The sequence below is a fragment of the Sphingomonas glaciei genome (assembly GCF_023380025.1).
GTDB lineage: Bacteria > Pseudomonadota > Alphaproteobacteria > Sphingomonadales > Sphingomonadaceae > Sphingomicrobium > Sphingomicrobium glaciei.
In genome coordinates, this window is sequence record NZ_CP097253.1 from 2,421,250 (window position 1) to 2,437,663 (window position 16,414).

Annotated in this window: 17 protein-coding genes and 1 tRNA gene; 7 read left to right on the forward strand and 11 right to left on the reverse strand. The window is 67.9% G+C overall.

Going from position 1 to position 16,414, the window contains the following annotated elements; translation table 11 throughout:
- Positions 1–2: 2 nt before the first annotated feature.
- Both M1K48_RS11865 and M1K48_RS11870 read right to left on the reverse strand, forming a co-directional pair.
- Positions 3–734: a 16S rRNA (uracil(1498)-N(3))-methyltransferase gene (locus M1K48_RS11865; RefSeq protein ID WP_249503414.1), complete on the reverse strand. Its 732-nt coding sequence runs from the start codon at positions 732–734 to the stop codon at positions 3–5.
- Positions 735–810: 76 nt separating this feature from the next.
- Entirely contained in the window at positions 811–2,367 is a 1,557-nt protein-coding gene (locus tag M1K48_RS11870; RefSeq protein WP_249503415.1) for an MFS transporter, read from the reverse strand.
- 310 nt (positions 2,368–2,677) lie between these two features.
- Between M1K48_RS11870 and M1K48_RS11875 the strand changes: the two genes are divergently transcribed.
- Positions 2,678–2,751 (forward strand) — tRNA-Gly (locus M1K48_RS11875).
- A 63-nt stretch (positions 2,752–2,814) separates the two neighbouring features.
- Here the strand turns inward: M1K48_RS11875 and M1K48_RS11880 are convergent.
- Both M1K48_RS11880 and M1K48_RS11885 read right to left on the reverse strand, forming a co-directional pair.
- Positions 2,815–3,066 carry a DUF3253 domain-containing protein gene (locus tag M1K48_RS11880; protein WP_249503416.1) on the reverse strand — a complete coding sequence of 84 codons (252 nt, stop codon included), beginning with the start codon at positions 3,064–3,066 and terminating at the stop codon, positions 2,815–2,817.
- Positions 3,063–3,353: a UvrB/UvrC motif-containing protein gene (locus M1K48_RS11885; protein ID WP_249503417.1), complete on the reverse strand. Its 291-nt coding sequence runs from the start codon at positions 3,351–3,353 to the stop codon at positions 3,063–3,065. Before M1K48_RS11885 ends, M1K48_RS11880 begins: the two co-directional genes overlap by 4 nt.
- A gap of 791 nt (positions 3,354–4,144) precedes the next feature.
- Here M1K48_RS11885 and M1K48_RS11890 point away from each other — a divergent pair.
- The gene (locus M1K48_RS11890) at positions 4,145–4,261 is read left to right on the forward strand and encodes a PEPxxWA-CTERM sorting domain-containing protein (protein WP_257794181.1); all 117 of its coding nucleotides are present in this window, start codon (positions 4,145–4,147) and stop codon (positions 4,259–4,261) included.
- A 201-nt stretch (positions 4,262–4,462) separates the two neighbouring features.
- On the opposite strand, the gene M1K48_RS11895 is transcribed toward M1K48_RS11890, so the two are convergent.
- The 5 genes from M1K48_RS11895 to rlmB all read right to left on the reverse strand — a co-directional run bounded on the left by M1K48_RS11895 (position 4,463) and on the right by rlmB (position 10,090).
- On the reverse strand, positions 4,463–6,586 hold the full coding sequence (locus M1K48_RS11895) for an FG-GAP-like repeat-containing protein (protein ID WP_319941174.1): 2,124 nt from the start codon (positions 6,584–6,586) through the stop codon (positions 4,463–4,465).
- Between the two features lie 93 nt (positions 6,587–6,679).
- Positions 6,680–8,143: an FGGY family carbohydrate kinase gene (locus M1K48_RS11905; RefSeq protein ID WP_249503418.1), complete on the reverse strand. Its 1,464-nt coding sequence runs from the start codon at positions 8,141–8,143 to the stop codon at positions 6,680–6,682.
- The gene (locus tag M1K48_RS11910; protein ID WP_249503419.1) at positions 8,140–8,697 is read right to left on the reverse strand and encodes an NADPH-dependent FMN reductase; all 558 of its coding nucleotides are present in this window, start codon (positions 8,695–8,697) and stop codon (positions 8,140–8,142) included. Before M1K48_RS11910 ends, M1K48_RS11905 begins: the two co-directional genes overlap by 4 nt.
- A 9-nt stretch (positions 8,698–8,706) precedes the next feature.
- Complete coding sequence (locus M1K48_RS11915) at positions 8,707–9,324, reverse strand: DNA-3-methyladenine glycosylase family protein (RefSeq protein WP_249503420.1); 618 nt, start codon at positions 9,322–9,324, stop codon at positions 8,707–8,709.
- Between the two features lie 13 nt (positions 9,325–9,337).
- A complete protein-coding gene (gene rlmB, locus M1K48_RS11920; protein WP_249503421.1) occupies positions 9,338–10,090 on the reverse strand; it encodes a 23S rRNA (guanosine(2251)-2'-O)-methyltransferase RlmB in 753 nt (250 codons plus the stop codon).
- Positions 10,091–10,146: 56 nt separating this feature from the next.
- Here rlmB and M1K48_RS11925 point away from each other — a divergent pair, with 56 nt between their 5' ends.
- The 3 genes from M1K48_RS11925 to M1K48_RS11935 all read left to right on the forward strand — a co-directional run bounded on the left by M1K48_RS11925 (position 10,147) and on the right by M1K48_RS11935 (position 11,772).
- Positions 10,147–10,818 (forward strand): glutathione S-transferase family protein, encoded by a 672-nt coding sequence (locus M1K48_RS11925; protein WP_249503422.1) that lies wholly within the window; start codon positions 10,147–10,149, stop codon positions 10,816–10,818.
- Positions 10,819–10,825: 7 nt separating this feature from the next.
- Entirely contained in the window at positions 10,826–11,212 is a 387-nt protein-coding gene (locus M1K48_RS11930) for a hypothetical protein (protein ID WP_249503423.1), read from the forward strand.
- A gap of 173 nt (positions 11,213–11,385) precedes the next feature.
- Positions 11,386–11,772: a PilZ domain-containing protein gene (locus M1K48_RS11935; protein WP_249503424.1), complete on the forward strand. Its 387-nt coding sequence runs from the start codon at positions 11,386–11,388 to the stop codon at positions 11,770–11,772.
- Positions 11,773–11,782: 10 nt separating this feature from the next.
- Here M1K48_RS11935 and M1K48_RS11940 read toward each other — a convergent pair whose 3' ends face one another.
- Positions 11,783–12,340, reverse strand: a complete 558-nt coding sequence (locus tag M1K48_RS11940) for a PilZ domain-containing protein (protein WP_249503425.1) — start codon at positions 12,338–12,340, stop codon at positions 11,783–11,785.
- A gap of 233 nt (positions 12,341–12,573) precedes the next feature.
- Here M1K48_RS11940 and M1K48_RS11945 point away from each other — a divergent pair, with 233 nt between their 5' ends.
- Complete coding sequence (locus tag M1K48_RS11945) at positions 12,574–14,283, forward strand: putative bifunctional diguanylate cyclase/phosphodiesterase (RefSeq protein WP_249503426.1); 1,710 nt, start codon at positions 12,574–12,576, stop codon at positions 14,281–14,283.
- Between the two features lie 9 nt (positions 14,284–14,292).
- Here the strand turns inward: M1K48_RS11945 and ubiG are convergent, their stop codons facing one another.
- Positions 14,293–15,018, reverse strand: a complete 726-nt coding sequence (gene ubiG / locus M1K48_RS11950) for a bifunctional 2-polyprenyl-6-hydroxyphenol methylase/3-demethylubiquinol 3-O-methyltransferase UbiG (RefSeq protein ID WP_249503428.1) — start codon at positions 15,016–15,018, stop codon at positions 14,293–14,295.
- A 141-nt stretch (positions 15,019–15,159) separates the two neighbouring features.
- On the opposite strand from ubiG, the gene M1K48_RS11955 reads away from it, so the two are divergent.
- Positions 15,160–16,398 (forward strand): aspartate kinase, encoded by a 1,239-nt coding sequence (locus M1K48_RS11955; RefSeq protein ID WP_249503430.1) that lies wholly within the window; start codon positions 15,160–15,162, stop codon positions 16,396–16,398.
- Positions 16,399–16,414 lie beyond the last annotated feature (16 nt).

A 16,414-nucleotide genomic window follows, 5' to 3' on the forward strand; every position in this document is an offset into this window, starting at 1 on the left:
CGTTAGCGCCAATCCCCGGCCGCCGCCATATACAGGCTTAGGGCCGCCAGCGCGGCAGTTTCGGCGCGCAGGATGCGAGGGCCGAGGCCGACGCCGGTGGCGCCTGCGGTAAGGATGCGCTCGCGCTCCTCGGGCGTGAAGCCGCCTTCGGGGCCGATCAGGAGAGTGGCCGGACCGGGCCGGACAGCGGAAGCGAGGGGGACGCCGCCGGTTTCGTCGGCGAACAGGATCGGGCCTGGCGGGGCGGCCAGCAGGGTGTCGAGCTTGATCGCCGGGAGCAGTTCGGGAAGCCGAGTGCGGCCGCATTGCTCGGCGGCTTCGACCGCGATCGCGAGCAGGCGGTCGGGATTGAGGCGCTCGACCACGGTGCGGTGGGTGATCACCGGCTGGAGGCGGGCGACGCCGAGCTCGGTCGCTTTTTCGACCAGCCATTCGAGCGGGGCGCGCTTGACCGGGGCGAAGGCGAGGGTGAGATCGGGGAGGGTCTCGGGCGGGCGGGTCTGGCGCTGGACGCGAAGCACCAGCTTCTTCTTGTGCGCGGCCTCGATCGCCGCCTGCCATTCGCCCGACCGACCGTCGAACAGCAGCAGTTCGGCGCCTTCGCCGAGGCGCAGGACGTTGGCGAGATAGTGGGCGGGTTTGTCCTGGAGCAGGACGGCCTGGCCCTCGCCGAGCGGCTGATCGACGAACAGGCGGGCCAGGCTGCGTGGGGGCCAGGCGGGGGTGGCGGGCATGGTTCGGGCTTCCGGGGTTGGGCCTGCGTCATCGCACCGCGAGCGGGCGCCAGCAAGCAGGAGGCGCGATGCGGCGCTAGACCGGCGGCTGGTCGAGATCGTGGAGGCGGCGCCCGCGGGTCTCGCGGCCGGCCCAGGCGATCATCCCGGCGGAGAGCAGGGTCGGGATCAGCAGTGCCCCGGCGGCGCCCATCAGGGTCGGGATGAAGCCGACGAGCGCGGCCAGCTGCACCGCGACCCCGCCGAACTTGCTGCTTCCGGCGACGAGGCCGGTCGCGCGGCCACGGACCCGGGTCGGATAATTTTCGGCGGTGTAGGGCAGCAGGGCGGCGATGGTGCCGTTGGTGCCGACGATCAGGATCGCGATCACCGCCACCAGCAGCGGTTCCCAACTGAGCAGGGAGGCGGGGAGCAGGGCGCCGACCAGGCCCAGCGTGGTCAGGAAGATGGTGGCGACCACCGTCCACTTGCTGCTGACCCGTGTGTAGGTGAAGGCGGCGATGGCGATGGTCGGAAGCGCGATCAGCGAGGATTTGGCGAGCAGGCCGCTGGCGATTCCCGCGCTGTAGCCGCGGGCCTGGAGGTCGGACGGCAGCCACAGCAGCAGCCCGAAGTTGACGAAGCTCCAACAAAGGGCGGCGACGACCAGCGCGGTGGTGAGTGCGGCGTTGCCGAGCGCAGGCTTGTGCGGGGTGGTGGCGGGGGCGTGGGGCACCGATCGAAGGCCGAAGCGCCGCTCCATCTGCTGCAGTTCGGCGGTGCGGTTTTGCGCGAGCAAGAAGCCCGGGGTTTCGGGGATGAAGCGAGCCAAGGCGAGGAGCAGCAGACCGGTCGGGAAGCCCTGCAGCCACAGGGCGCGCCAGCCGTAGGTCGGCTCCAGCGCGTGGGCGGCGCCGCTGGCCGCGAGATAGCCGCCGACGAGGCCGGTGCCTCCGACCAGCACCAGGAGCCAACTCCGGTGACGCGGGGGCATGATCTCGGTCAGCAGGGTGTAGACTACCGGAAGCATGCCCCCGGCCGAGCAGCCCATCAGGAAGCACATGACGAGGTTCCACTCGAAGCTGGGCATCGCGCCGCAGATGGCGGTGGAGGCGAACAGAATCGTGGAAAGCAGGATCGAGACGCGGCGGCCATAGACGTCGGCCAGCCAGCCCCACAGGAACGAGCCGACGGTGGTCCCGGTCAGCGCGGTCAGCGGCAACAGCGCGGCCTCAGACGGGCTGATCCCATATTCCCCGCGTAGGCCGGGGAGCACGAAGCCGAGCGTTGCCGGCTTCATCACGTCGATCACCAGGCCGAGGGTCAGGACGAGCAGGGTGATGAGGTGCCAGCGGTTGAGCGGCATGTCGTCGGGCGCTTGGAAGCTTTGCGCCGCAGCCTCGCCGCGGCGGATGCGATGCTTCGGCAGGGCGCCCCAGCAGGCCAGCGGAACGCCGACTAGGATCAGCGCCATGCCGACCAGCATCTCCGGGTCCATCGGCATGCCCGACAGGTGGTTGCCCATGCGGTGCGCCATCACGAGCATCGGCAGGTGGAGCAGCACGCCGGCACCCATCGCCGCGCAGCCGGCCCAGAACCACGGCGCGCGCTCGCCGATGAGCATGGCGCCGGATGGGGTGGTGGCGGTGGTCACGTGGGCGGCGGCCTTGTCCGGAGCTGGGGCGTGGGAGGATGCAGCGAGGGCGAATGCCCCCGCATGCTTATGATACAGGTGCGCGGTTCTGCAAAAGTCCCATCGGGTCAGCTCACCGCGCCACCGGAGCGCTATTGAGGGTGGTCGCGCGGCGCTGAACGCCTTTGCGCGGGCGACGCGGCGCCGTTCGCACGCTCGATGTTGACCACCGGCCCCATGTCGTGGCAATCGGCCGCCAGACGCATGAGGCCCAGGCCGGAGCCATCCGGACGGTCGCCTGCGGCGCTGACTGGCGGTGTTCCGCTGCTCCGCGGGTGTAGCTCAATGGTAGAGCAGAAGCCTTCCAAGCTTACGACGAGGGTTCGATTCCCTTCACCCGCTCCAGCCTCCGCGACACAGAAACTTCACGGCCTTTTCGGGGAGCGCCGCAGGAACGGCAGGCCTGGGCTACTTTCGCCCCGCCGTCCCGGTTCCGATCCGATAAGGACCGGTGCGCGAGGTCAGCGGCTGTCCTTTCCAGCTCAACCGGATCGCTCCTTCCTCGAGCAGGCGATCGACCGCCGAATGAACGGCCGGCATGGCCTCGCGCCAGTCAGCCCCGTAGGCCATCGCGCGCGCTACCTCGCTGGGGCAGATCGTGCCGTTCGACAGACGGGACTCGAGCAGCGTCAGCACCGTCTCGCGCGCGTCGGCGGTCATGGTCGGCGTCGGCGACCTTTCGACGACCGCCCGGCGGTCAGCGGATCGGGTTTGGCCGGTGGCTTCCAGCCGGGGGGAGGAGTGAGCCGCTGCTGACTGGTGCCCAGCCCCATGGCGCCAGGCTCCTGCCGCTCGAGTCCGGCAAAATCGGCGCGCTCCGCTTCGTCCGGCGTCGCCCCGCCACGCAGCAGCGCGATCTGGTCGCGACAGCGTTTCGCCTCCTCGAAATCCAGGGCGAGCGCGGCACGCTCCATTCTCCGGTACAGGCTCTCGATGCTATCCGACATGCCGCTCTAACGCGGCAGTGCGGCTCCGGGATGCCGAGGTCGCACGCGCTCGATCCGCCCATTCCAGCCCGCGCCGGATGCAGACGCTCAATCAACTGTCGGTTGAATATCGGCTTCCGACCCATCGCGGATATTGGAAGCGAACGTCCGCTTGGAACCGGGGCGGACATTCGCCCCGCAAATCCGAGCCAACGAACTAACCTGTTTCGTTCTGACACATGACTCGAGGACGTCACTTGCTAGCTTGTTTAATTCCTGTTTACCAAGCAATTCTTTCGAAATCTCACGGGGGAGCAGTTCATGAAATTATCCAAGGGTCTTGCATTGGCAGCCGTGATAGCTGCGACGGTTCCGCAAATTGCTCACGCGCAGACAGTTCTGACGTTTGAGGGCCAAGAGAACACGATTTACAGCTCGCCAATCACGCGAAGCGGTTTCGTCATTGGCAACGTAGCCGGACAGGAGCAGCACTTTCATGAGATTAGCGGACCGAACTACTCCGTTCCGGGAACCACCTCAGGGGTTTTCATGAACGATCGTGACACGCAGAGCTTTCTTCAGCTCTCGACGGATCTGCATTCACTCTCTCATCGTTCGACATCGCCTCTTACTTCGGTCAATCTTATACCGTGACGGGTTTCCTTGGTGGGCAGCAAGTCGGCTCAATCTCAGGCTCTCTTGGTAGCCTCACGACCGTTTTGGGCTTTGGTGCGAGCGTCGACCGCGTTGTCTTCGATGGCATAGGAGGCGACGGAGGCTTCGTTCTAGACAATGTCGTGCTGAACAGCCCTATGGCTGCCGCAGTGCCTGAGCCCGGCACATGGGCACTGATGCTCGTCGGTTTTGGAAGCATTGGAGCTGCCCTGCGTCGCGGCCGTCGTCAGACGAAGTATCTGCAGGTCGCTTAATTGCTGGTTCGGCGGCATACCCATGTGCTGCCGAACCCTTTAATTCAGGTTCTAAATGTCTGCTTCCCACCCATCGCAGACAATCAGCACACCGATTAAATTCGAAACGGCCACATGCTCTCGAGGCGGGTACGGTTCACCCGTTCCGGCAGCGATCGCAAGGTTGGTGCCCGAAGGGCCAAGGTAGGCGGCAGGGGCGGGTCAGCTGCTTAGCAGGCTGCCCTGGTTGAGAGCGATCAGGATACCCGACGGTCCGAAGCCGACGATGTCCAGCAAGCCGTCATTGTTGACGTCGCCCAGGTCGCGATCCGTGATGGTGTCGGAACGCCAGCCTTGCCGGTTTCCGAAGTCGTCGAGATCGAAGGCGGGCGCGAACAGCCGGGCGGGTGGCTTGAGGGACTCATCGATCCCGTAGCCTGTCGGGTCATAACCAAATGCCACGTAGGTCCCGGCCTCGCCGAATCCGACGACGTCGGCGAATCCGTCGCCGTTGACGTCGGCAACCCGGCGGGTGAAGCGATCCTGGCTCGTCCAGCCTTGATCCGTCCCGAATTCCCGGAAGACGAAGATCGGCGTTGCGAAGGTTCCATCTGCCTTGGCGTAAGCGAAATAGGTGCCGGCGGTGCCGAAGCCGACGATATCCGCCCGGCCATCGCCATCGACGTCCGCGACGTCGCGTGGGAACAGGTCGTTGCTGGACCAGCCGCGCGCCGCGGTGAAGTCGGAAAGCGCGAGGATCGGAGACTGGAAGCCGCCATCGGCGCGGCCGAACGACACCAGGATTCCGGCGCTTCCAAACCCGACGATGTCCGCTCGTCCGTCCCCGTTCACATCGCCAAGGGTGCGTGCGAACCGGTCCTGATCGGTCCAGCCCTGATTTGCGCCATAATCAACGATCGCCAAGATCGGGCTGGCAAAGCCGCCGTCCGCCTTGCCCAGCGCCACCAGCGTACCGGCCTGTCCGAAGCCGACGATGTCCGCTCTTCCGTCGCCATTCACGTCGGCAAGTTGCCGGTGGAAGCGCAAGTCACTCGTCCAGCCAGCGGCGTGGCCGAAGTCAATCGGAGCGAGAACCTGGTCGGAGAAGCCGCCGGTCGGCGACCCATAGGAGACCAGAACGCCGAGCTGGCCGAAGCCGACGATATCGGCGAATCCGTCGCCATTCACATCGGCCAGATGGCGGGGATAACGTTCCTGGCTCGACCAGCCTCCGGTCACCCCGCCGAACTGGGCCAGCGACGGGCCCTCGGGGTCTCCAAACTCGAACGAGTAGAGCCCGTCACTGAATCGCACGAGCTCGACCCCGGACGCCACGTCGGTCCCATCGAGCAGCGAACTGATGCGAAGCGGGCCACCAGCCACCCGTTCGACCGTCGCAGCCGAGCGATCCACACCCCAATTTATCGCGGTGTCGATCCCGCTGTTGCCGATCAGCGTGTCGTTGCCTTCCAGGCCGTACAGCCTGTCGTTACCGGTTCCGCCGACGATCCTGTTGTCGAGTGAATTGCCCGTCAGGCTGGCACTTCGGGGGACGGCAATCGTCAGATTTTCGACGTTGGCTTGGAGGGTAAAGTAGTTGGAATAGGTGAGGACGGTGTCGATGCCCTCGTTCACACGTTCGAATATCGTGTCGGAGCTGAAGTCCACGACATAGGTATCGTCTCCGGGCCCGCCGAACATATCGTCGTAGCCCGCTCCGCCATCGAGCAGATCGTCACCCGCGCCGCCAATCATCTGGTAATCATCGCCGGCACCTCCGAACAGGAAGTCGTTGCCATCGCCGCCGTTCAGGATGTCGCGGTCATCCCCGCCATAAAGGGCGTCATTTCCGTCGCCGCCAAGCAATTGGTCGCGTCCGCCAAGCCCGTAGATCTCGTCGTCACCGGCAGCGCCCTCGGCATAATCGGCGCGTTCGGACAATGTCAGTGTGTCGGCGTCCGCCAGGGCGGTCCTCAGCAGATCAAGCTCGTCGGCACTCGATGCCGACGTTGCCGTAGCATAGAGGGCCGCGGCGTCGAGGCTGAGACCGGTCAGGATGTAGAGCGGTAAGCCGGTGGTCCTGTCGATCTCGGCGATGGCGGCGATATTTCCCCCGGTGACGCGTCCCCAGATGTCGAGTGTGATGTCGCTACCGGCGAAGATCAGTTCCCGCGTGGCGCCACCAAAGCTCGCAACGATGAAGAAGGCGTCGGGATAAGTGCGACCGTCGATGACGGCGGCCTCATCGTGCCGGACGCCGGAATCGGTGCGGTTCTGGGTGTACCAAATGTAGGAAAGATTGCGGAAATCGAACGCGACGGAAGGATTTACCCGGAGAACAGCCATTTCGACGCACCTGACCTGAACCGATGCGATGGTATGAACACCAAGTGCCTCGTTTACGAGGCTTAATTGGCCGCGTCGCTCGCTACGATCCCATCACGCGCGTTCGACCAGCGCTCGCCATGCGCCGAGGCGGCTGGCGCGTTGCGACGCGAGATCGCGGGGCTCGAAGCGGTGGGTCGCGGGGGTCATTGCGGCGGCGGCCTGCTCGAGGTCGGGATAGAGGCCGGCACCGACCGCGGCCATGATCGCGGCGCCGCGGGCGGTGGTCTCGACGTCGGCGGGGCGGTGGACGGGCAGGCGGCACATGTCGGCGAGGTCCTGGGCGAGCCAGTCGTTGGCGCTCATCCCGCCGTCGAGCCGGAGCCGGGTCCAGGGGGCGTCGGCGGCGGCGAAGGCGGCGGCGAGGTCGGCCATCTGGTGGCTGACGCTTTCGAGCGCGGCGCGGGCGAGGTGGGCGCGGGTGGCGGCAAAGGTCAGGCCGGTGATGGCGGCGGTGGCATCGGGCTTCCAATAAGGCGCGCCGAGGCCGGACAGCGCGGGCAGCAGGGTGACTCCGCCATTGTCGGGGACCGAGGCGGCAAGCTCGGCCGTCTCGGCGGCCGAAGCGACCAGGCCGAGATTGTCGCGCAGCCATTTGACCAGGCTTCCGGCGACGAACACCGATCCTTCCAGTGCATGGTGGCGGGGATGGCCCGCGACTTGGTGCAGGACGGTGCCGAGCAGCCCGGCGGCGGGGGCGGGGCGACCGGGGCCGAGGTTGGTGAGGACGAAGGCGCCGGTGCCGAGGGTCAGCTTGGTGTCGCCGGGCGACAGGCAGCCCTGGCCGACCGTGGCGGACTGCTGGTCGCCGATCGAGGCGGTGAGGGGGATCGCGCCGCCGAACAGCGCGGGCTTGAGGGTGCCGAGCGGGCCGGCGGTCGGGACGATCCGCGGCAGCGCGGCGCGCGGCACGGCGAACAGGTCGCAGAGGTCTTCGGCGAAGGCGGTCCCGTCGAGATCGAGCAGCAGGGTGCGGCTGGCGTTGCTGACGTCGCTGAGGTGGTCGCCGGTGAGGTTGAATAGAAGCCAGCTGTCGATCGTGCCGAACGCCAGTGCATCGCCGGCGCTTCGGACCGCTTCGCCATGCTCGAGCAGCCAGGCCATCTTGGTCGCGGAGAAATAGGGGTCGAGGCGGAGCCCGGTGCGGCGCTCGATCTCGGGCTCGTGGCCGCGCAGCGCGTCGCAGGTGTCGGCGGTGCGGCGGTCCTGCCAGACGATCGCACGGGCGAGCGGCCGGCCGGTGCGGCGGTCCCAGGCGACGAGCGTTTCGCGCTGGTTGGTGAGGCCGAGCGCGGCGATGCGCGACGCCCCGCCGGCGGCGGCGATCACCTCGGCCAGGCAGGCGCGGCTCTGCGTCCAGATCTCGTCGGCGTCATGCTCGACCAGTCCCGGTGCGGGATAATGCTGGGTGATCGGGCGACTGGCTTGCCCGTGAATGCGGCCGGCGGTGTCGTAGAGGAAGGCGCGGGTGGAACTGGTGCCGCTGTCGAGGACGAGGATCAGCGGCTCGCCGCTCACCCCAGGCGCCCCGCGGCCTGGGCGACCTGGCTACCGACGAGGCGGAGCTGCGCGGCGCTGTCCTCGTCCATCAGGTGGCCCCCGGCGTCGAAGCTGGCCGGACCGATCTTGAGCGCGGCGCCGAACGGGGTCGGCCAGCCGCGCAGGGCGTGGGCGATGGTGCGCAGGGTGGTCATCGAGCTGTTGGCGGCCTGGTGGCCGAAGGCGGTGACGATCAGCCCGACCGGGCGGCCTTCGAGATAGGGGCGGGTGTCGGTGGCCAGTTCCTCGAGATAGTCGATCGCGTTCTTGACCATGCCCGAGACGGTGCCGTGATAGCCCGGCGTCGCCAGCAGGATGCCGTCGGCGGCGCGCACAGCCTCGATCAGCTCGCGGCCGGTGTCGGGGCGCCAGTCGGGGCCGCGGTAATGGGGAAGGCCCGCGATATAGGCGCCGCCGAACGCCTGCACTTCGGCGCCGTTGCAGCGGGCGGCCTCGGCGGCGAGGCCGAGCACGCGTTCGGTGCTGCTTTCGGGGCGGGTGGTTCCGCCAATGGCGACGATCAGGCGGGACATGAGGGCTTTCTACAGGACCTTGGTATTGTAGCTGTGCCACGCCAGCACGGCCGCCGCACCCCGGTAGGGAGCCCAGCTTTCCGCCCGTTCGCGCAGCCACTTCTCGGCCGGGCGGTCGTCGGTGCCGAGCAGGCGGCCAAGCTCGATCTGGACGGCAAGGTCGCCGGCCGGGAAGACGTCGGGGCGGCCCTCGGCGAACAGCAGGTAGATCTCCGCCGACCAGCGGCCGATGCCCTTGACCTTGGTCAGGAGCGCGATCGCCTCCTCATTGTCCGCGGGCAGGTTGGCGAGGTCGAGCTCGCCCGACAGGGTAAGGGTGGCGAGGCTGCGGAGGTAGCCGGCCTTTTGCCGCGACTGGCCAAGCGCGCGCAGTTCCTCGTCGCTTGCGGCAGCCAGGCGGGCGAGGTCGGGCGGATCGCCATAGGCGCCGGTCAATTTGTCCCACATCGAGCGGGCGGCGGCGACGCTGACCTGCTGGCCGACGATGGTGCGGAGCAGGGCGGCGGTGCCGCGTTCCGAGCTGCGCGGCTCGGGAGGGCCGTGGCGCTCGATCGCTGCGACGAAGGCAGGCTCGGTGGCGGTGAGGTGGGCGAGCGCCTCGGCCAGGGTTTCGCGGGTGTGGACCATCAGCGGGAATGGGTCACTTGCCCGCCTCGGCCGCGGCATAGAGCGCGATGGCGGCGGCGTTGGAGACGTTGAGGCTTTCGACCGCATCCGTGATCGGGAGCTTGGCCAGCGCATCGCAATGGTCGCGGATGTTCTGGCGCATGCCGGGCCCTTCGGCGCCGAGCACCAGGGCGACCCGCTGTGGACCGAGCGCTTCGCCCAGCGTCATCTTGGCGTCGCCGGCGAGGCCGATGCGCCAGAAGCCGGCTTCCTCCATCTCGTCGAGCGCGCGGGCGAGGTTGACGACGCGGACCCACGGCACCCGCTCGAGCGCGCCCGAGGCGGCCTTGGCCAGCGCTCCGCCCTCGGGAGGCGAGTGGCGGTCCTGGGTGACGATCCCGATCGCCCCGAAGGCGGCGGCGGAGCGGAGGATGGCGCCGACATTGTGGGGGTCGGTGACCTGGTCAAGCACCAGCAGAGTGGCTTTCTCGTCCGCCTCGGACAGCAGATCGCCGAGCCAGATGTCCTCCAGCGGCTCAACCTCGATCACCACGCCCTGGTGCGGCGCGTCGTTGGGGACGAGGCGGGCGAGGTCGGTGACCTCGGCGCGGGTCAGGATGACCTCGGGCGGGAGGTTCATGAAGGTCGCCGCTTCCTGCGTCGCCCATGCCTTGAGCACCCGGCGATCGGGGTTGTCGAGCGCTGCAGCGACCGCGTGGCGGCCCCAGAAACGGGGGCGGTTGGCGGAACCGTGGGAGGAGGAGTGCGACTTCTTTCGGCGGGTCATGCGAAACGCTGTAGCTTCGCCTTGCCCCTCGGTGAACCCGCGTTAAAGCCGGGGGCATGTGGCAGCTCCTGCAATTTCCCCTGTGTCCCTTTTCCCGCAAGGTCCGGCTGGTGATGGCCGAGAAGGGTATACCGGCCGAACTGGTGCGCGAGAATCCGTGGGAGCGGCGGGACGAATTCGTCGATCTGAATCCCGCCGGGGAAACCCCGGTGCTGGTCGAGACCGAGCGCAACCTCGTCCTGATCGGAAGCCAGCCGATCGCCGAGTATTTCGAGGAGACGGTCGAGAAGGTCCCGATGATCCACGGCGACGCGGCGCAGCGGGCCGAGATCCGGCGGCTGACCCAGTGGTTCGACGAGAAGCTGTTCCGCGAAGTGGTCGAGCCGCTGATGGTCGAGCGGATGCGCAAGCGCCTGGTCAGCAAGGAAAGCCCCGACACCCGCGTGCTGCGCGACGCGATGCGGGTCGGCAACAACCATCTCGACTATCTCGACTATCTGCTCGACCACCGCCGCTGGCTGGCGGGGGCGGCGCTGAGCCTGGCCGACTTCACCGCGGCGGCGCACCTCAGCGTGATCGACTATCTCGGCGCGGTCGACTGGCGCGGGCACAAGCAGACCAAGGACTGGTACAGCGTAATGAAGAGCCGCCCGGCGTTCCGACCGCTGCTCGGCGAGCGGATGGAAGTGATCGTCCCGCCGCAGCATTACGACAAGGTCGATTTCTGATCCGCCGATGCGACTGACCTTCACTAAGGGCGCGGGCAAGGCCGACGGGCTGCTGGTCGAGCGCGAGGGGCGCACCGCCGAGCGGATCGAGTGCCCCAAGCAGGGCATCATCCCGCACGACATGGTCCATTATGGTGTCGAAAGCGTGGTCGGGCACGGCTTCCTCGGCCTGCTTGCCGCTGGGGCGCCGGTGTCCTTTACGACTGCCGGCGGCGCGGAGGAGGAAGCGGCCGAGCGGCTGGTGGAATGCTTCCAGGCCGAACTGTGGGGCGGGCGGGTCCCTGCGGCCGAGCTGATCACGGCCTATGAGCATGCCTGCGCCGCGCGGGGTCACGCGGCGGTGCCGGTGTCGCCCCCACGGTCGATGCGATCCGCGCCCGGCTCGACCAGTTGAGCCGGGACTCGAGCGCGGTGCCGGTCGGTGGGTCGATGTCCTCGAGCTCTAGGCCAGGCCAGCCGGCGATGGTTCGACCGGCAAAGTGAAATGATCCGGTAACCACGCCTGGCAAGCACGTCTTGTAGCCGGTTCCCTATGCTCGGGCAGCTTAGCGCGAGGAGGGGCAAGGCATGTTCATGGAGAAACTGACCCGCGACGCCCACGGGGTCGGGGAGGCCGGCCGCCTCGGCGAGGATGGCGGGAACAGCTTTCGCGCGCGGCGCTTCGAACGGCTGGACGTGCGGTGCCCGGTGCGGGTGCGGATCGGCAATCGGCAATATGCCGGCTATCTCGACAATGCCTCGGACGGCGGGGTCAAGGTCAGCACCGGCAGCCGGATCATTCCCGCCTGCAAGGTGATCGTGCAAATCCCCGACCTGCCGCCGTTGCGCGGCGAACTGCGATGGTCGAGCGAGCGCGAAGCGGGCGTTGCCTTCCCCCTGGTCGACGGCTTCCACCCGATCACTGACTGGCTGGCCCGCCGCGCTTCGGCCGACGCGGTGCGCGACGAGGAATAGGGTAAGGCGCTCAGGCCGCGAGGCCCCAGCGCAGCAGCAGCAGGTCGAACACGGCTTCGTGGATGGGGTGGACGAATTCCACCCCGGCGCGCCGTCCGTCGACCCAGCGGATCCGGGCCTCGACCGGCGCGAGGCCAGGCAGCGCTACCCACAGCCATTCGTCGGCGCGCGGAAGATCGTCGCAGAGCAGGCAGCAGCCGAAGCGTGACAAGTCGCTGACGTCGAGCACGCGGGGGCGTCGCCCGGCGTGGCGAACCACCAGTTCGGTCTTCAGCGGGACGCGCTCGCCCTTGCGCGGCTTCAGCGCCTTTTCCGGCGGCTCGGTGGCGAAGGACAGGCCGATACCCTGGCCATTATGCCACTGCACGGTGGCCGGGATGGTGCCGCGGCGGAGCACATTGAGCTGGACCTTCTCGCCCCGTGCCAGCTTAGCGGTCGAGCGCAGCCGGCAACCGCCATAGGACAGGTCGTCGATCTGGAAGTCGTACGCCTGGCTGCTCCCGTTGCGGACCAGCCAGCCCGACAGCGCGACGGGTCGCCGCTCCTCGCGCGGGGGATGATCGATCATTCGTTCCGTCTGCTCGGTGCCCGTCACCAGCGACTCCGTCAATAAGGGAGTAAGTGCGCGGCGTCACTAACCTGGATTAGCCTAAGCAAAGGTTACCGGCTGCCGGCGCCGAGGGGCTGCGCGAGGCCGGACCGGCGAGGGCAGAGGACTTAATCTGCGGCGTCCGACGGTGCGCGCCAGCGGTCGCCTACAATGGAGGCACCAACCCTGCCAGCTTCGGATATCGACGATCCATGGCCACTTCGGGCACGCCGCCAGCAATACCCGACCGGTTCGAGCTGATGCTCGACCAGTCGGCGACGGCGGCCATCTGCGCCGGAGCGGACAATCTCATCCTCAGCTGGAATGCCGCGGCCGAAGCCATGTTCGGGCATTCGCGCGAGGAAGCGCTGGGTCGGCCGCTGACGATCATCATCCCGCCCGCCGTGCGCGCGGCGCATGAGGCCGGGCTTGCCCGGGCCGTGAAATATGGCGCGTCCCGGCTCGCCGGTCATGCGGTGGAGATCATGGCGCTGCATGCCGATGGGCATGAACTGCCGGTCGACCTGTCGCTGTCGCTATGGAAGGAGGGTGGCAGCATCGTGTTCGGCGCGCTGATCCGCGACGTCACCGACCGACGGGCGACCATGAATCGGCTCGAGCATCTGGCGCATTGCGACACGCTGACGACCCTGCCCAACCGGGCTGCCCTGTCGGCCAGGCTGGAGGCGAATATCGAGCAAGGACCCTGTTCGTTGCTGATGCTCGACCTCGACGGGTTCAAGCATGTCAACGACAGCCTCGGCCACTCCGCCGGAGACCGGCTTCTGGTCCGGGTCGCGCAAAGGTTGGTGAAGGTGACTCGGGGGGCGGATGAATTCGTTGCGCGGCTGGGCGGGGACGAATTCGCGCTGCTGGTGACTCAGTGCGACGACATGTTCCGGATCGACAATCTCGCCTCCGCGATCAAGAAGGCGCTGAGCCTGCCGTTCGAGATCGGCGGGCAGTCGGTGTTTATCGGCACCAGCATCGGCATCGCCATGTCCCCGCACAATGCAGCCACCGCCGATACCTTGCTGGCACGTGCGGACCTTGCCCTCTACAGCGCCAAGAGCAGCGGCGGCGGTACCCGCTGCTTCTTCATGCCGAGCATGCAGAACCGGTCGGAGCAGAGGCTTCGGCTGAGCAACGAGCTGCGCCAGGCGTTCACCGCGCGCGAGTTCGAATTGTGGTACCAGCCGCAACTGTCGCTGCCCGACCACGGGTTGCTGGGGGTCGAGGCGCTGCTGCGCTGGCGCCACCCGCGCCACGGCCTGCTCGCTCCCAACGCCTTTCTCGACGTCTTGTCGGAGAGCCCGATCGCGGAAGAGGTTGGCGAATGGATCCTCGACGAAGCCTGCGCGGCGGTGGCGCGGTGGAAGCGCCAGGGGCTCGGCACCATCCGGGTCGGGGTCAATCTGTTCCCGGCGCAGCTTCGGACTGAGCGGCTGTACGACGTCGTCGCCGACGCCATCGCCCGCCATCAATTGCGGCCCTCGCAGCTCGAGGTGGAGATAACCGAGAACACCGTGCTGCGCTTCAACGAACCGTCGACCGCCGCGCTGCGACGGCTGAAGGAGCAGGGTGTCGGGATTGCGTTCGACGATTTCGGGACCGGCTTCGCCTCGCTCAGCATGTTGCAGCAGTTTCCGCTGACCCGGCTCAAGATCGATCGCAGCTTCATCGCCGAGATCCACGATCGTCCGGGCGATGCCGAGATCGTCCGTTCGCTGCTGTGCATGGCCAACAGCTTCGACCTTGAGGTGATCGCCGAAGGGGTGGAGACGGCGGAACAGGAGCAGGTGCTGCGCGACATCGGCTGCGTCGCGGCGCAGGGGTTCCGCTACGGCAAGCCGATGGACGCGGGCTCGATCGCCGCCTTCCTGCGCCGGCGGGGCGATGCCGGGCTGGTCGAGGCGGGCTGAAGCGCCGGCTCAGGCGCGGGTCGCGGCGAGCAGATAGTTGAGGCTGAGGTCCTGGCTGAGGTGCAGTCCGCGGCCCGGCGAAAAGGCGATGCCGCGGGTGGCGGTGACGGCCAGTCCGGCCTCGCCCAGCAATGCGGAAAGCTGGTCTGGGCTCAGGAACTGGTCGTAATCGTGGGTCCCGCGCGGAATCCGGCCGGTGCCTTCGGCCAGCGTGATGGTCAGCAGCCGCGACCAGGCGGTGCGGGCGGGCGTGCTCATCACCAAGAGGCCGCCGGGCGCGAGGCGATCGGCCAGCGCCCGGACAAAGGATGCGGGATCGGCGACATGCTCGATCACCTCCAGCGCGGTGACGAGGTCGAATTGCCCGTCCAGCGCCGCCACTTCCCCCGCGACGTAGCGGATCGCCAGGCCGCTGGCGCCGGCGTGGGTGCGCGCCGCCTCGACCAGTTCGGGTGCGGCATCGACCCCGGTGACATGCGCGCCGAGCCGAGCGAGCGGTTCGGCCAGCAACCCGGCGCCGCACCCGACGTCGAGCGCGGCCAGGCCGTCGAGCGGGCGGAGCGAGCGCTCGTCGGAGGCGAAATGATGGTCGATCGCCTCGCGGATGAAGGACAGCCGGACCGGGTTCAGCCGATGCAGCATCGCCGAGCTGCCCCTGGGGTCCCACCAGTCGGCGGCCATCGCGCCGAAGTGGGCGGCTTCGGAGGGGCGGATGCTGGTGCTTGTCTCGCTCATGGTGCGTCCCTAACAGGACCGCGCTATGCGGGCCACATTCACAGCAATCGTTCGCCCTGAGCGCAGTCGAAGGGTGTTAGCGCGAGCGTGCTTCGACTTCGCTCAGCACGAACGATCCGTTTTGAACGGCGAGGCGCCCTGATGGCCCGCGTCGTCATGAAATTCGGCGGCACCTCGATGGCGGGGATGGAGCGTATCCGCTCGGTCGCCGAGCGGGTCCGGCGCGAGGTCGACGCGGGGCATGAGGTGGCGGTGGTGGTGTCGGCGATGGCCGGCGAGACCGACCGGCTGGTGCAGATGTGCCGAGAGGCCGCCCCGCTCTACGATCCGCGCGAATATGACGTGGTGGTGGCGAGCGGCGAGCAGGTGACCAGCGGCCTGCTGGCGATCACCTTGCAGGGCATGGGGGTCAAGGCGCGATCCTACATGGGCTGGCAGCTGCCGATCCGCGCCTCGGGCCATGTCAGCGCGCTGATCGAGACGATCGACGTCAGCGTCCTCGACCGCGCTTTCGCGGCTGGCGGGGTGGCGGTAATCCCGGGCTTCCAGGGCGTGACCGGGGAGGGCGCGCTGGCGACTCTGGGCCGTGGCGGTTCCGACACCTCGGCAGTCGCGCTGGCGGTGGCGATGAAGGCCGACCGCTGCGACATCTACACCGACGTCGACGGGGTCTACACCACCGATCCCAGGATCGTGCCGCGCGCGGCCAAGATCGAGGCCATCACCTATGAGGAGATGCTCGAACTGGCCTCGGTCGGGGCCAAGGTGCTGCAGACCCGCTCGGTCGGGCTGGCGATGCGCTTCAACATGCCGCTGCAGGTGCTGTCCTCGTTCGAGGACCGGCCGGGAACGATCATCGCCGGGGAACAGGCGGTCGAGGAACGAAACATGGAACGCAACATCATCACGGGCATCGCCCATGACCTCAACGAGGCCCGGATCACGCTGGCCGGGCTGCCCGACCGGCCCGGCGCGGTGGCGGCGATCTTCCGCCCGCTGGCGGCGGCCAACATCAATGTCGACATGATCGTCCAGTCGGTCGCCCGCAGCGGGCAGCCGTCCGACCTGACCTTCACCGTGCCGACCGCCAGCCTGCCCGAAACGGTGGCCGAGCTGGAAAAGATCAAGGCCGAAGCAGGGTTCGCCGAGGTCCTGACCGACACCGACGTGGTCAAGATCAGCGCGGTCGGGGTGGGCATGCGCTCCAACGCCGGTATCGCCGCCAAGATGTTCGACACGCTGGCCGAGCGGGGGATCAACCTCCTCGCCATCACCACCAGCGAGATCAAGGTCAGCGTGCTGATCCCCGAAGCCTATACCGAGCTTGCGGTGCGCGTCCTGCACACCGCCTTCGGCCTCGACCAGGAGCGTGTTGCTTGAGCCGTCTCGACGCATT

What these genes read in the sequence shown, in the direction of transcription:
- M1K48_RS11865 (WP_249503414.1), bottom strand. Translation starts at nt 734, where the DNA reads ATGCCCGCCACCCCCGCCTGGCCCCCACGCAGCCTGGCCCGCCTGTTC.
- M1K48_RS11880 (WP_249503416.1), bottom strand. Translation starts at nt 3,066, where the DNA reads ATGACCGCCGACGCGCGCGAGACGGTGCTGACGCTGCTCGAGTCCCGT.
- M1K48_RS11885 (WP_249503417.1), bottom strand. Translation starts at nt 3,353, where the DNA reads ATGTCGGATAGCATCGAGAGCCTGTACCGGAGAATGGAGCGTGCCGCG.
- M1K48_RS11890 (WP_257794181.1), top strand. Translation starts at nt 4,145, where the DNA reads ATGGCTGCCGCAGTGCCTGAGCCCGGCACATGGGCACTGATGCTCGTC.
- M1K48_RS11895 (WP_319941174.1), bottom strand. Translation starts at nt 6,586, where the DNA reads ATGGCTGTTCTCCGGGTAAATCCTTCCGTCGCGTTCGATTTCCGCAAT.
- M1K48_RS11910 (WP_249503419.1), bottom strand. Translation starts at nt 8,697, where the DNA reads ATGTCCCGCCTGATCGTCGCCATTGGCGGAACCACCCGCCCCGAAAGC.
- M1K48_RS11915 (WP_249503420.1), bottom strand. Translation starts at nt 9,324, where the DNA reads ATGGTCCACACCCGCGAAACCCTGGCCGAGGCGCTCGCCCACCTCACC.
- rlmB (WP_249503421.1), bottom strand. Translation starts at nt 10,090, where the DNA reads ATGACCCGCCGAAAGAAGTCGCACTCCTCCTCCCACGGTTCCGCCAAC.
- M1K48_RS11925 (WP_249503422.1), top strand. Translation starts at nt 10,147, where the DNA reads ATGTGGCAGCTCCTGCAATTTCCCCTGTGTCCCTTTTCCCGCAAGGTC.
- M1K48_RS11930 (WP_249503423.1), top strand. Translation starts at nt 10,826, where the DNA reads ATGCGACTGACCTTCACTAAGGGCGCGGGCAAGGCCGACGGGCTGCTG.
- M1K48_RS11935 (WP_249503424.1), top strand. Translation starts at nt 11,386, where the DNA reads ATGTTCATGGAGAAACTGACCCGCGACGCCCACGGGGTCGGGGAGGCC.
- M1K48_RS11940 (WP_249503425.1), bottom strand. Translation starts at nt 12,340, where the DNA reads ATGATCGATCATCCCCCGCGCGAGGAGCGGCGACCCGTCGCGCTGTCG.
- M1K48_RS11945 (WP_249503426.1), top strand. Translation starts at nt 12,574, where the DNA reads ATGGCCACTTCGGGCACGCCGCCAGCAATACCCGACCGGTTCGAGCTG.
- ubiG (WP_249503428.1), bottom strand. Translation starts at nt 15,018, where the DNA reads ATGAGCGAGACAAGCACCAGCATCCGCCCCTCCGAAGCCGCCCACTTC.
- M1K48_RS11955 (WP_249503430.1), top strand. Translation starts at nt 15,160, where the DNA reads ATGGCCCGCGTCGTCATGAAATTCGGCGGCACCTCGATGGCGGGGATG.